Annotated in this window: 10 protein-coding genes; 7 read left to right on the forward strand and 3 right to left on the reverse strand. The window is 60.4% G+C overall.

The window, feature by feature from the left end; translation table 11 throughout:
* Positions 1-638: 638 nt before the first annotated feature.
* The 4 genes from KEC45_RS04655 to KEC45_RS04670 all read left to right on the forward strand — a co-directional run bounded on the left by KEC45_RS04655 (position 639) and on the right by KEC45_RS04670 (position 8,019).
* The gene (locus KEC45_RS04655) at positions 639-2,993 is read left to right on the forward strand and encodes a TonB-dependent receptor (RefSeq protein WP_252171547.1); all 2,355 of its coding nucleotides are present in this window, start codon (positions 639-641) and stop codon (positions 2,991-2,993) included.
* A gap of 85 nt (positions 2,994-3,078) precedes the next feature.
* Complete coding sequence (locus tag KEC45_RS04660) at positions 3,079-4,767, forward strand: amidohydrolase family protein (protein ID WP_252171548.1); 1,689 nt, start codon at positions 3,079-3,081, stop codon at positions 4,765-4,767.
* A gap of 92 nt (positions 4,768-4,859) precedes the next feature.
* Complete coding sequence (locus KEC45_RS04665) at positions 4,860-6,494, forward strand: amidohydrolase family protein (protein WP_062182480.1); 1,635 nt, start codon at positions 4,860-4,862, stop codon at positions 6,492-6,494.
* 106 nt (positions 6,495-6,600) lie between these two features.
* A complete protein-coding gene (locus KEC45_RS04670; protein WP_062182477.1) occupies positions 6,601-8,019 on the forward strand; it encodes an amino acid permease in 1,419 nt (472 codons plus the stop codon).
* A gap of 10 nt (positions 8,020-8,029) precedes the next feature.
* Here KEC45_RS04670 and KEC45_RS04675 read toward each other — a convergent pair whose 3' ends face one another.
* Positions 8,030-8,485: an Lrp/AsnC ligand binding domain-containing protein gene (locus tag KEC45_RS04675; RefSeq protein WP_062182474.1), complete on the reverse strand. Its 456-nt coding sequence runs from the start codon at positions 8,483-8,485 to the stop codon at positions 8,030-8,032.
* A 210-nt stretch (positions 8,486-8,695) separates the two neighbouring features.
* Between KEC45_RS04675 and KEC45_RS04680 the strand changes: the two genes are divergently transcribed.
* On the forward strand, positions 8,696-8,992 hold the full coding sequence (locus KEC45_RS04680; RefSeq protein ID WP_252171549.1) for a hypothetical protein: 297 nt from the start codon (positions 8,696-8,698) through the stop codon (positions 8,990-8,992).
* A gap of 213 nt (positions 8,993-9,205) precedes the next feature.
* Here KEC45_RS04680 and KEC45_RS04685 read toward each other — a convergent pair whose 3' ends face one another.
* Positions 9,206-10,084, reverse strand: coding sequence for a LysR substrate-binding domain-containing protein (locus KEC45_RS04685; RefSeq protein ID WP_252171550.1), 879 nt, complete (start codon positions 10,082-10,084; stop codon positions 9,206-9,208).
* Positions 10,085-10,264: 180 nt separating this feature from the next.
* On the opposite strand from KEC45_RS04685, the gene KEC45_RS04690 reads away from it, so the two are divergent.
* Both KEC45_RS04690 and KEC45_RS04695 read left to right on the forward strand, forming a co-directional pair.
* Positions 10,265-10,582, forward strand: a complete 318-nt coding sequence (locus tag KEC45_RS04690) for a cupin domain-containing protein (protein ID WP_062182466.1) — start codon at positions 10,265-10,267, stop codon at positions 10,580-10,582.
* A complete protein-coding gene (locus KEC45_RS04695; protein WP_252171551.1) occupies positions 10,579-11,487 on the forward strand; it encodes an MBL fold metallo-hydrolase in 909 nt (302 codons plus the stop codon). Before KEC45_RS04690 ends, KEC45_RS04695 begins: the two co-directional genes overlap by 4 nt.
* Here KEC45_RS04695 and KEC45_RS04700 read toward each other — a convergent pair.
* Positions 11,465-13,546 carry a beta-glucosidase gene (locus tag KEC45_RS04700; RefSeq protein WP_252171552.1) on the reverse strand — a complete coding sequence of 694 codons (2,082 nt, stop codon included), beginning with the start codon at positions 13,544-13,546 and terminating at the stop codon, positions 11,465-11,467. The two genes, KEC45_RS04695 and KEC45_RS04700, sit on opposite strands and share 23 nt — an antisense overlap.

A 13,546-nucleotide genomic window follows, 5' to 3' on the forward strand; every position in this document is an offset into this window, starting at 1 on the left:
TTAGGACTTGTTTGGTCGCGGTAAACGCGAGAATTATCGCGAGCATATTGGGTTCACATTTGCGGACGGCCGGGGCTTTTGTCGTGGCGCAAGTCGCCATGCCTCATAGCGGGCGTGATGACGCTCGGCCGTGAAGCTTAGTATTCTATGAATTGATCGGTGCTGCTTTCGGGACTTTATGTCCAAGATGAAGCGGGCGTTTGCGGTCGGGCCTCATTTTTGGTCGCTTCATCTTCGCGTGCGACGGGCCCGTCTGTGCAGCGGTGCGATCCGAAGATTATTCATTCCACATGCGATAATCGGATCATTTTATCATAGGCTATTTATTGTCCTTCTCAGGCTATGGCATTTCCTCTCTTTGATGGGGCTATGTCCCTGATGTCGAATCGCCATATTCTCGATTATTTTCATGTGGATATATCTGATTCTTCCATCGTCTCCGGGAGCGTCGCCGTGGGATGGCCGCTTACAATGCTGTAAGCCCGATGCCCCCTGTCGAAGATATGACGAATAATACGCCAAAACTCGAATAACCTTCGATATTGGGGCGGAAAAACCACGCACCTTCGGGGGGGCGGATGTTAGCATCCAAAAATTGCAAAAAGGGGTCCAAGGCTAAAAAAAAAGGGGAAGATTGAATGCGTAAGCTTGGAATAAATGTTCGTAAGCGCGCTTGGGCGGCGCGCACTGCGCTTCTTATGTCGGGCATCAGCCTATTGGCCGCCTCGCCGGCCATGGCGCAGGAGGGGCAGAGCACCGAAGACGCAGAGGGTGCACATCAGGCCGAGGATACGACCCATACTTCGGGCGGCGAAATCGTCGTGACCGCGCTGAAGCGAAACACGCGCTTGCAGGATACGCCGTTGGCCATTTCTGCGGTGACGGGGGACTCGCTTGAGCGGGCCGGGACGACCAGCTTTACCGAGTTGACGCAAAACACCCCGAGCCTGCGGATTGTCGACAACGGGCCGGGCAACCGCCGCGTCATCCTGCGTGGTGTCGTCGGCGCCGGCGAACCAACCGTGGGCGTCTATTATGACGAGTCTCCGGTTGCTGGATCGGTTGGGACCACCAGCGACGCGGCAAGCAGCACGCCCGATTTCCGCGTTTTCGATGTCGAACGGGCAGAGGTGTTGCGGGGGCCGCAGGGCACCCTTTACGGTTCGGGTTCGATGGGCGGCACGGTTCGCATCATTTATGAAAAGCCGAAGACGGATCTTCTGGAAGGGGCCGCCAGCGTCAATCTTTCGGCCGTAAAGGGCGGAAGCCCCGGCGCGAGCGTCGACGCCATGATCAACTTGCCGATCGTTTCCGATAAGTTGGCGCTGCGCGTCGTTGGTAGCTACCAGCAGTTCGCGGGCTATATCGACAACAGCTATTATGGCACGAAGGATATCAACGACGGATACAGCTATAGCGGCCGCGCGTTGCTGCGTTTCACCCCGACCGATGATCTGACGATCGATCTCGGCGCCTACTACACGAAGGTGTCGACCGATGCGTCTCGTTGGTTTTTCGAAACAGGCGAGCGTCATACGACCAACGCGCGTTCGGAATCGGGCAATTATGACGAAAACCGGATTTACAGCGGTACGCTTCGCTATGACTTCGGATCTGTAGCGCTGACTGCCGTTTCAACCTATTTCGATCGTGACCGCATCGTGGTCGGCGACGTGAGTGACAATTTTAATGGCCGGAACAACGCGGCCGGTTGCGCACGCTATCTGCTCGGCAATACCGCGGGAGTTTGCACACCCGGTCAGCTCAGTTCTTATCTTGACCTGACCAACGCCATCCTGTTCTCCAGCCTTTATCAGCCGCAAAGCGTGAAAAACTGGTCGAACGAGGTGCGCCTCTCATCGACCGGCAGCGGCCCGTTCAACTGGACCTTTGGCGGCTTCCTCGAGGATCGCAAGTCGAAGGTGCGCTCGACGCTGCTAAGCGCCAGCCCGCTTTCGGGTGAACTCAACCCGTTCGTTCCTGCGAACATCTATTATGACCGCACCATCAACGACCACCTAAAGCAAAAGGCTTTGTTTGCGGAGCTGTCCTATAAATTCTTCGACAAGTTGACCGCTACCGTCGGCAGCCGCTGGTATGAATATGACAAAACTGTCGGCGGTATCGTCCAGCAGGGGCAGATTCACTACGCCTCCGTGCCGTCAGCATACACCGAGGCGCAAACCACTGAAAACGGCTTCGTGCATAAGTTCAACCTGTCATATGAATTCAGCCGCGACCTGATGATCTATGCGCAGGCGGCCGAAGGCTTCCGCCCGGGCGGGGTCAATCAGGCCATCGGACTGCCGGTCGCCTTGACCGGATATAGCGCCGACAGCCTCTGGAATTATGAAGTCGGCGTCAAAAGCCAACCGATCCAGGGCGTGTATCTGAATCTGACCGGCTATCAGATCGACTGGAGCAACATGCAGGTATCGGCACGTACGGCCGGGACAGGGTCGGTGTTCGGCCTGATCTCGAACGTTGGTGCCGCGCGCATCAGGGGCGTCGAGGCGGAACTGAATGCCACGCCGATCCAAGGCCTCTCGTTGATCGCCAACGTCGGCTACACAGATGCAAAGCTGTCCGAGGATCAGGTCAGCAGCATCGTCGTCGCTGCCGGCCGCAAGGGTGACAGACTGCCCTTCGTGCCCAAGTGGAACGTCAGTGCGTCGGCCGAATATATCTGGGGTCTGAGCGATACGCTTGAGGGTTCGGTGCGGATCGACGGCAGCTATGTCGGCTCATCCTATTCGACGCTTGCCGCCACCGACGTATTCCGCCGCAAGGTCGACGATTATGGCGTCATCAATGCGCGTATCGGCGTCCAGGCACCCGACGGCAACTGGAGCGCGCAGCTCTATGTGAACAATCTGTTCGATGCACTTGCGATCACGACGAAATCGACCAGCGCCAATACCGGCGGCCTGACAGTCACCCACGGAACGCCGCCGCGGACCATCGGGCTCAACCTCATCAAACGATTCCGTTGATGACAGGTGGGGCGCGGCGGGCATCCGCCGCGCCCCACCATTTATGCCGATTTTCGATTTAGGGGTTTTCAGGGGAGAGCTTACAATGGAAAGATTGCGCTTGGCTGCGTGGCGGACGCTGATGGTTGGGACCGCCGGCCTGTTATGTTCCATTCCGACCGTGTCGGGGCAGACGCAGGATGCCGCACCCGCCGCCGAACCGGTGAAACCGCGGGCGGGAGCCGTCGCGGCGCCAGCACGTCAACCCGGCGAAGGCGCAGGCCCGTTTCGTAAAATGGTCATCCGTGGCGTTACGCTGATCGACGGCAGCGGCGCGCCGCCCCGCGGGCCGGTCGACGTCGTGGTCGAAAATAATGTCATCACGTCGATCGAGGCGGCAGGTACGCCTGGGCTGCCCCTGGTATCGGGTCGCGCGCCGCGCGACGCGGACTATGAACTCGACGCGACGGGCATGTTCATGCTCCCGGGTTTCATTGACATGCACGTTCACGGGTCGAGCGACGACAAGGCGCCCGACCTCAGCTATTCCTACAAGCTGTGGCTGGCGCATGGCGTCACCTCGGTACGCGGCGTCGACCTGGCGCCGTTCGAAATCTCGCTCAGCGAACGCGCGCGTTCGGCACGAAACGAGATCGCGGCGCCACGCATCTTTTCCTATCATCGTCCCGGAACGGGGCGCGGCTGGACCGGAGGGGCGACAAACACTCCCGAAAAGGCGCGCGAATGGGTGCGCTGGGCCGCCAAGGCCGGGATCGACGGCATCAAGGTCACCGCCGATCCAAACCAGCCGCCCGAAGTGCTGGAAGCGATCTATGACGAAGCGAAGAAGCAGCAGATCGGAACCGTCGCGCACCTCTCGCAGATCGGTGTCGCGCGGATGGATGCCAAGCATGCCGGCGACGCGGGGCTTGGAACCGTCACTCATTTCTACGGGCATATGGAATCGCTGCTGAAGGAAGGCCCGGTCCAGAACTGGGATCCCAGCTATAATTACATGGACGAGCAGGATCGCTTCAGCAACGTCGCCAACCTGTATCGCGAAAGCTTCGAACCCGGCACGGATGAGTGGAGGGACTATCTCGAAAGCCAGAAGAAGAACGGTGTCACCTTCGATCCGACGATGACGATCTATGCGGCGTCGCGCGATCTGATGCACGCGCGCAATGCCGATTGGCACGGAAAATATACGATGCCGCAGCTGTGGAATTTCTTTCAGTCGTCGCGCGAAAATCACGGTTCCTACTTTTTCGACTGGACGACCGAGAAGGAAGTGCGCTGGCGGAATTTCTACAAGAAATTCATGCATCTGATCAACGACTACAAAAATATCGGTGGACGCGTGACCGCCGGTTCGGACTCGGGTTTCATCTTCAAAACCTATGGTTTCGGCTATGTCGAGGAACTCGAACTGCTTCAGGAGGCCGGATTCAATCCGACGCAGGTTGTACAGGCCGCGACGCTGAACGGCGCGCTCACGCTGTACGAACCTAAGGGAAATGTGGCGCCGCCGATCGGCACGGTGCGCGTCGGCAAACTTGCCGATATGGTGCTGGTGAAGGAAAATCCGCTCCAGAACTTCAAGACGCTTTACGGCACCGGGGCTCTGCGCCTCAACGAGCAGACGCAGCGGCTCGAGCGTGTCGGAGGGGTCAGCTACACGATCAAGGACGGTATCGTCTATGACGCGAAAAAGCTGCTCGCCGACGTCGCCGAAATGGTGAAGTCCGAAAAGCGGCGGATGGGGCTTCCCGAAGAGGGCGTTCCGCTGCCCTGACGCGATAGCCGGAGCGGCGGCGTAAATGCCGCTCCGGTTAGCGAACCGCAATGAGTGCAAAAACGATCAATCGAAACGGGGAAACGGGTCCAATGAAGTTGAAGATAACCAAAATCGCGCTGGCGGCGGCGTTGCTCGCCGTGCCTGCGACCGCGCATCAGGCCGGCGACAAAAAGGCGGCCGCTACCGCCGAGGTCTTCCCGGTCAGCGCCGGCGCACCGGCGCGCAAGCCGGGCGAAGGGGCTGGACCGTTTCGCAAGATGGTGATCCGCAATGCCACGATCATCGACGGGACCGGCGCGCCGCCGCGCGGTCGCTTCGACATCGTCGTCGAAGGCAACCGGATTTCCTCAATCAAGCAGGCGGGCTGGCCGGGGTTGCCTTCTGCGGCCAACCGCGCGCCGAACGATGCCGATTATGAAATCGATGCGACCGGCATGTACGTGCTTCCCGGGTTCACCGACATGCATGTCCACCTGCCCGGCGCCGACAAGGCACCCGATGCCAGCTATGCCTACAAGCTCTGGCTCGCGCACGGTGTGACGACGGTCCGCGGCGTTCCGCTGGGCGCGCCTGCGGTTGCCAGCCGCGAGAAGGATCGCTCGGCACGCAACGAGATCGTGGCGCCGCGAATTTTCAATTACCAGACGTTGGGTGCGGGCTGGACAGGTGGCGTCGTCGACACCCCGCTCAAGGCGCGTGAGTGGGTGCGCTGGGCTGCCAAGAACAACATCGACGGCATTAAATTCTTCAACCGCGAGAATGAGACGCCCGATGTTTTCTCGGCTGCTCTCGATGAAGCCAAGAAGCTGGGCCTTGGGACGACCGCCCACCTCAGCCAGATTGGCGTGGCCAATTTCAATGGACGCCAAGCGGGCGACGCGGGGCTCAATACGATCACGCATTATTACGGGCATATGGAATCCCTGCTGAAGGACCGGGCGATTCAGGATTTCCCGTCGCATTACGACTATAACAACGAGCAGGATCGCTTCGGCGAAGTCGCCGAAATCTGGGATCAGGTTTATGGTCCCGGCACGAAACAATGGCAGGAATATCTGGAGGCGCAAAAGGCGAACCACGTCACATTCGATCCGACATTCAATATCTACGCCGCATCGCGTGATCTGATGCGTGCGCGCAATGCCGACTGGCACGCCCGCTACACGACCCCGCAGCTCTGGAATTATTTTCAGTCGACCCGCGACAATCACGGCTCCTATTTCTTCGATTGGACTACCGAGAATGAATTCGCGTGGAAGAAATTCTACGGCCTCTTCATGCGTTTGATGAACGATTACAAGAATATGGGTGGCCGGGTTACGGTCGGCACCGATTCGGGCTTCATCTGGAAGGTCTATGGCTTCGCCTATGTCGAAGAACTGGAATTGCTGCGCGAAGCCGGTTTCTCGCCGCTTGAGGTTGTCCGTGCCGCGACGATGATGGGCGCGAAGACGCTGTACGAACCGCGTGGCGAAACCCCGCCGATCGGTGCAGTGAAGGCGGGTATGCTCGCCGATCTCGTGATCGTCCCGGAAAATCCGCTGCAAAATCTGAAGACGCTTTACGGGACAGGGTTCCAGCGCCTGAATTCCGAAACGAACAAGCAGGAGGTCGTCGGCGGGGTGAAGTTCACCATCAAGGACGGGATTGTCTACGACGCAAAGCAATTGCTCGGTGACGTCGCGGCGATGGTCGAAAGCGAAAAGACCAAGCTGGGCCAGTAGACGGCTTTTCTCCAAAATACCGGCGCCTGCCTGACCGATTTCGGCGGGCACGGCGCCGGTCACCGATATTGACCCCCGACCATGGCTGATCGGGCAGGGGACCTTCATGTCTTTCTTTACCAGACGAAAATCGATCGAAACGGTCGCGGCCGTGAACGAAGCGCAACGCCTGCACCGGACACTGGGGTGGGGGCACCTCGTTGCACTGGGCGTCGGGGCGATCGTGGGCACGGGAATATATACGTTGATCGGCGTGGGCGCCGAGCGCGCCGGTCCGGCCGTTCTTCTCGCTTTCATCGTTGCCGGGCTGGTATGCGTGTGCGCCGCTCTGGCTTATGCGGAACTCGCAACGCTGATGCCTGTTTCGGGTAGCGCCTATACCTATAGCTACGCCGTGATCGGCGAAGGCGTCGCCTGGGTTATCGGCTGGAGCCTTGTCCTCGAATATTCGGTCGTGTGCGCCGCTGTGGCTGTCGGATGGTCGGGCTACGCCGTCGGCTTCCTGCAAGCCGCAGGAATAGACGTCCCGCTCGCGCTGGCGGCGGGACCCCATGCCGGGGGTGTCATCAATCTGCCGGCCGTCCTTATCGTGGCGGGTGTGGCGGGCATGCTGCTGGTCGGGACCCGCGAAAGTGCTTCGGTGAATGCCTTCCTTGTCGTGCTGAAGCTTGGCGCGCTCGCCGCCTTCATCCTGCTCGCCCTGCCGGCATTCGATGCGGGGAACTTCAAACCCTTCATGCCTTATGGTTTCGCTGCACATGAGGTGGACGGACAGGTGCGCGGTGTTATGGCAGCGGCGGCGATCATCTTTTTTGCATTCTACGGCTTCGATGCCGTGTCGACGGCGGCAGAAGAAGCGAGAAATCCCGGGCGCGACCTCATCATCGGAATCGTGGGGTCGATGATTGTGTGCACGATCGTCTATATATTGGTCGCCGCAGCGGCTGTGGGCGCGATGCCATTCCTTCAATTCTCGCAGTCGGGCGAACCGCTCGCGCACGTCTTGCGCACGCTGGGCCACCCCGGGGTCGCGACGCTGATCGGCGCGGTTGCGGTCATTGCCTTACCCACGGTGATCCTGGCCTTCATGTTCGGGCAAAGCCGCATCTTCTTTGTCATGGCGCGCGACAGGATGCTGCCCGAACGCCTCGGCCGGCTGAATCGACGCGGCACGCCCGTCGCGGTTACGATCGGCACCGCAATCGTTGTGTCCGCGATCGCGGGCTTTTTCCCGCTTTCCGAAATTGCCGAGCTGGCGAATGCAGGAACGCTTGCAGCATTCGTCGCTGTCGGCTTTTGCCTGATCATCCTTCGCGTACGTCGACCGGACATGCCGCGGGTGTTTCGTGCGCCGATGCCGTGGGTCGTCGGGCTCGTGGCGATATTCGGCTGCATCTATCTGTTTATCAGCCTCCCGGCGATCACACAGAGCCGTTTCCTGCTCTGGAATCTGATCGGGCTCGCCGTCTATCTGGCTTATGGCGCGCGTAAGAGCCGATTGGCCACGGCGGGCGATTCAAAGTGACTGGCTGATGTTACAACGGCAGGCTGGTCACATTCTTGACTTCGTCGAGGACCGCATAGGTCCGCGTCTCCCGGATCCCCGGCATATGCACCAGCGTATCGGCAAGAAAGGTTCGATAGGCCGCCATATCGCGGACGCGGACCTTGATCAGATAGTCGAACCCGCCCGCGACCATGTGGCATTCCAGGATCTCCGGCATGGCCGACACAGAGGCTGCAAACTCCTTGAAAACGTCGCCCGTGGTTCGGTCCATGAGCACCTCGATGAAGATCAGCAAAGATCGGTCGAGCTTGTTCGGATCGAGCAGGGCGTGAAAGCCGAGGATATATTCCTGCTCGCGCAAGCGCTTCAGGCGGTCGAAGCAGGCGGAAGGCGAAAGGCCACAGCGATTTGCCAGCTCCTGATTGGTAATCCGGCCTTCCGCCTGAATGACCTTGAGGATGCGATGGTCTGCTTCGGTAAGCATCGAAGATTCTCCTGAGAATTTTTGATTCGGGATAGAAATATCATCGATCTTATGCGGGTAATTTCAGAGATTATGCGGAAAATATGGAAGTTGGAGCGATAAAATTTGGATGGTGTGACGGCGTGCGTCTGCAAGAGAAGGGCTGCGCATTGGGTCCCGACCACACGGTGCCGGGCAATAGCCCGTACATGGACTGGAGGAGAATTTGCAGTGACTGAGAGCAAGCAACGTATGTGCGTGGTCAATCCCGACCTGGTGGACGAAATCGGCCCACTTGTCGGCGGGCAGTGCGAGATCATGACGCGGGTCGGCATAAGTTGGAACAGCTGGATCAAAATTACCGGCGGCTTGCCGGTCCGGCTTTCGCTCGCGCATCGGTTTAAGGCCCGCGTGCTTGCCGACGCGGACAGCATCGAGGGCTTCTATCGAAAATTTCCCTTGCCCGGCGGTGGCCTCGATCATGCGGCTCTCGATAATGCGTTTCTGCTGCCGGCGCCTCGTACCTGAAAATGAATGTGCTGAAGCCGCGACCTCGCCTCGATTTCGTGCAAATGTTCGGCTGTTTTCCAAGCGTCGCAGAAGCCACCCGCCTCCATCGGTCACGCCTATGATGCTAGGTCCGCTCTTGTCGCCATGCGATCAAAGGCAGATTGCACGCAATCGGCCAATGCCACTCTATGCCATCCAGCGGTTTTTGGCTGTCCGTCGGCGCGCGCACAGCTACTTGACCTGCGCGTTGAAAATTTGAGCGGCGATTTCGGGAAAGGCCCCATTGAAATGCGCCGTGGCTTCGGCGCCGATGGACCTCAATTCGTCGACCAGCGCGAGTATGTCCGGACGGCGTTCGCCCGCGCGGACGGCGAGATAATGTCCCCGCGTGCTGGATATGGCCGGCAAAGGCAGCGCCTGCAGGCTTTTGTCATAAAGTGCCGATGCCGCCATCGGCACGCGCAGCAAGATCACGCCAAGTTCCTGACGGGCGGCTTCGATCGCGACATCGTGATCAAGGAATTGGCGCTTCGATCCCAATAAGGCTCTTTGTACCCCCGCACGACGACCCCATTCCTGCCAATCTGAGCTGTCGCCGTCGATTAGCAACGTCTCTTTCATCAGATCCTGCGCTGAAATCCCGACCAACCGCGCCGAGAGTTCGGGTGCAGCGGCGGGAATCGCGATGTCGGGAAAAAGGGGATGAGTATCGACACCGGGCCACGATCCGGTGCCATACCGCACAGCGATGTCCATATCGCGGTTCTGGACTTGCGCCATACGATGTTCGGGAATGATTTCTATCGCGCGTCCGGGCGCGATCGCTTCGAGGCGGCGTAGCCGCGGCATCAGCCATAGCCTGACCATCGATGGAAGCGCGGAGATGCGGATGGCGCCGGGATCGCGCCGGCTACCAAGTTCGGATCGAAGTGCTTCGATCGCGTTTAGCGATCGTTCGGCGCGGCGCAGGAAGATAATGCCCTGGGGCGTTGGTCGAACGCCGCGGCCGAGCCGCTCGAATACCGGCGTTCCAAGCCACTGTTCAAGTGAGAGTATCCGGCGACTGACGGCGCCATGCGTTATTCCCAGCAGTTCCGCCGCAGCTGTCATCGAACCTGTTCGAGCGGCCTCTATCGCAGCGATCAACGCCTCCGAGGTTGGGATATTCAACAACTTCTACTCCTCAGCCCGATGATAAGCGGTGAGTTTCATGCACAGAAGCATATCGCCCGATAAACTATCTCGATGATCGCACGATACATAAAATGGCGGCGATCGGAGGAGAAATTGATGTTCCAGCCAAAAGGGCTCAGGCCCGTATCATTCGACAGTTGCGAAGCGATCCTTATCGGCCCGGGGTGCACCCGTCGCGATCTGCCCTCGCGTCCCGGCGTCCGCACATGGATTGTCGAAATGGCGCCCGGCAGCGAGTGGCCTCACGTCGACCATCATGGCGATGGCGGTGAGGACGTCTTCATTCTGGATGGGGAAGTCATTGAGGGCGACCAGCGGTTCGGTGTCGGTACTTATCTTCATTTCGATCCCGACAGCCAGCACCAGCCGCGGACGGAAACGGGCGTGCGGCTTATCGGGTTCAATCTCCTGTGACCTTGTCCTCGTCATTCCATATCGGTGAAAGCTCAAGCCGTCGGCAAATGATCTGCGGCGTGATTGCTGCGGCAGCGAGCGTCGCATCGTTAGGGCGCATTGCAGCGCGCGCGGCGGCACCGCCGCCGCCGCAGTTGCGCGTTCAACGTCTGGCCTGGGCAGGCATGCGCCTTCAACTGCCTGCCGCGACGTTGTTCATCGACCCGCTGATCGATCCGACCGTCTGGGGATCCGCCCTTTCCGACAAGCTGATTGCCGTGGATGATCCGGTGGGCGAGAGTGTCGTCCTGATCACCCATAGGCATTCGGATCATGGCGACGCCATCGCCATTGCAGCAGCGCTGAAAAGCGGAGGGACGTTGGCATATGCCGCCGGCACGCCCCCTTTCGGCGGGCTGCCCGCCAATGTGCGCCAGCGGCCGTGCCCCCTTTGGGAGCCGCAAATCTTCGGGGACTTTACGGCGACTCCCGTTCCTGCATCCGATGGCTATGGCGATCTTCAGGTTTCATGGGTCGTATCGGGCGGTGGACGCAGAATATTCCATGGCGGTGACACGATGATGCACGGTGGCTGGTGGCGGGTGGGCCGACAGTTCGGTTCTTTCGACGCTGCGTTCCTGCCCATCAACGGCGCTACCTTTTCGTGGCGCAAGCCGGCGACGGACGAACCTGCCGTGCTCACACCAAAACAGGCTGTGGCGGCCGCCACAATCCTCGGCGCAGAAAGGATCGTGCCGATCCATTACGGCGTTGTTGGCGCCGACGGATACTCGGAGGTGCCCGATCCTCTTGGCGCTTTACAGGACGCCAGCTGGCACGGCGGATCCTATGTGGCGGTCCTGAAACCGGGCGAGTGGCTGAATTGGCAAGAACGGCAAACCGCTAGAGCCGCACCGATGCCTTAAGGTCGGCTTCGATGCCGCCGGATATGTGAATTTGATATTCCCCGGGCTCGATTTTCCATTCGTGATCATGTTCGTCACGATAGCGAAGGTCGGCGATTTTGATTTGCATCGCGATCGTTCGCGTCTCGCCGGGGGCGAGCGAAACGCGGGAAAAGGCTTTCAGCGCCAGCGGCCAGCGCTCGATCGCGCCGGGATATTTGATGTGACAGAGGACAGTCTCGTCGCCGGAGCGTTCTCCGACATTGGCTACCGCGACCGAAATACCCACGCTGTCGCCGGAAACCGAAGCCCGCAATGCGCGACGGGCGAAGCGCGTGTAGCTGAGGCCATGACCGAAGGGGTAGCGCGGCTCGGTGCCGTCGCGCGCCAGCTTTGCATAGCCGTGCCAATAGTCATAGGTGATCGCGTTGGCGTCGCGATCGAAATGGGGATAATCGCCGGCATCGCGCGCCACTGTGAAGGGGAGGCGGCCGGAGGGGCTGACGTCGCCGAACAATATGTCGGCCAGCGCATTGCCGCCTTCCATGCCTGCGTAGAATGTCTGGAGGATCGCCGACGCTTGCGCGCGCCAGCCCTCGACTAGCACGGCGGAGCCCGCGACAATCGCAACGACGACGGGCGTTCCCGTCGCCGCGACGGCTTCGATCAGGGCGACCTGTTCGGCGGGCAGTTCGAGCGAGAGGCGGTCGCCACCGATCGCCGGACGCCCACCGCGGCCGTCGTCTTCCTGTCCCAGCGTGATGTCGCCCGGGATATATTCGCCTTCCTCGCGCGCGGTATAGCCGGCGACGATCAGTGCGACATCGGCGGCGCGCGCTGCGGCCACCGCGGCGTCGATGTCGTCCTCGTCACCCGTTTGGATGGCATCGGGGCCGAGCCTGGCGCGGAGCGCATCGAGCGGGGTGACGACATAGGGCGGACGCACGCGGCTCGATCCCATGTCGCCGGTATTGGGAAGCTCGGCCAGCCGGCCGAGAACGGCGATCCGGCGCAGTTTGCTACGGTCGAGTGGCAGCACACCGTCATTTTCGAGCAGGACGATCGACTTTTGGGCGGCTTCGCGCGCGAGCGCGACATGCTCGGGCGATGCGACCAACTCGGCGGGATATTCGGTCAGCGGATCGGCGGCGCAGGCGAAGCGATATTGCGTGCGCAGGATGTTGCGGCACGCGCGGTCGATCACGAAGGGGGCGACATGGCCTGCCTCGACCGCCGCAATCAGCTTGTCGCCCAGGATTTGCGGTTCGGGATTCTCGATGTCGAGTCCGGCGGCGACGGCATAGGGTTTGTAGAGGCCCATCACCCAGTCCGAATGGACAAAGCCCGAAAAGCCCCATTCGCCGCGCAATATGTCGGTCAGCAGGCCGTGGTGCTGACCGCAATATTCGCCGTTAAACTTGTTGTACGCGCTCATAACGGTGGCGACGCCCGCATCGAGCGCGGTCTTGAAATGCGGCAGATAGATTTCGTGGAGCGCACGCTCGCTCACCTGCACATCGACCTTGAAGCGCGCATTCTCCATCGAATTCAGTGCGAAATGCTTGACCGTGGCGATCACATTTTGCGTCTGGATGCCGACGCCCAGTGCTGCGCCCATCGCGCCTAGATGATGCGGGTCTTCGCCATAGGTTTCCTGCGCGCGGCCCCACGCGGGATGGCGCAGGATATTGATGCAGACGGCGCCCGAAAGGTCGCAGTCCTGCGCACGGATTTCCTTGCCCATCGCCTCGCCGATCCGCATTTCGAGGTCGGTGTCGAAGGTCGCGCCGCGCGCCATCGTGCAAGGGAAACAGGTGCTCTGGCCGCGCGCAACGCCGCGCGGGCCGTCGGTGAACCACAGGGGCGGGACGCCTAGACGCTCGATCCCGCTGCCAGCGCGATAGGGGCGTGCGCCCCACAGCCGGTCGTCGGCCATGAATTCCTGGAAAAAGCCACGGCCTGACAGCATGCCTACTTTTTCGGCGAGCGTCGCCTGCGCCATGATCGCATCGACCGTGTCGGCGATCCATTCGTCCGAAGCGCCGCGGCGGGGCGCGAAATCAAATTGCTGATCGCTCAT

Origin of the sequence: Sphingopyxis sp. USTB-05, from assembly GCF_023822045.1 — a bacterium.
Classification (GTDB): Bacteria; Pseudomonadota; Alphaproteobacteria; order Sphingomonadales; family Sphingomonadaceae; genus Sphingopyxis.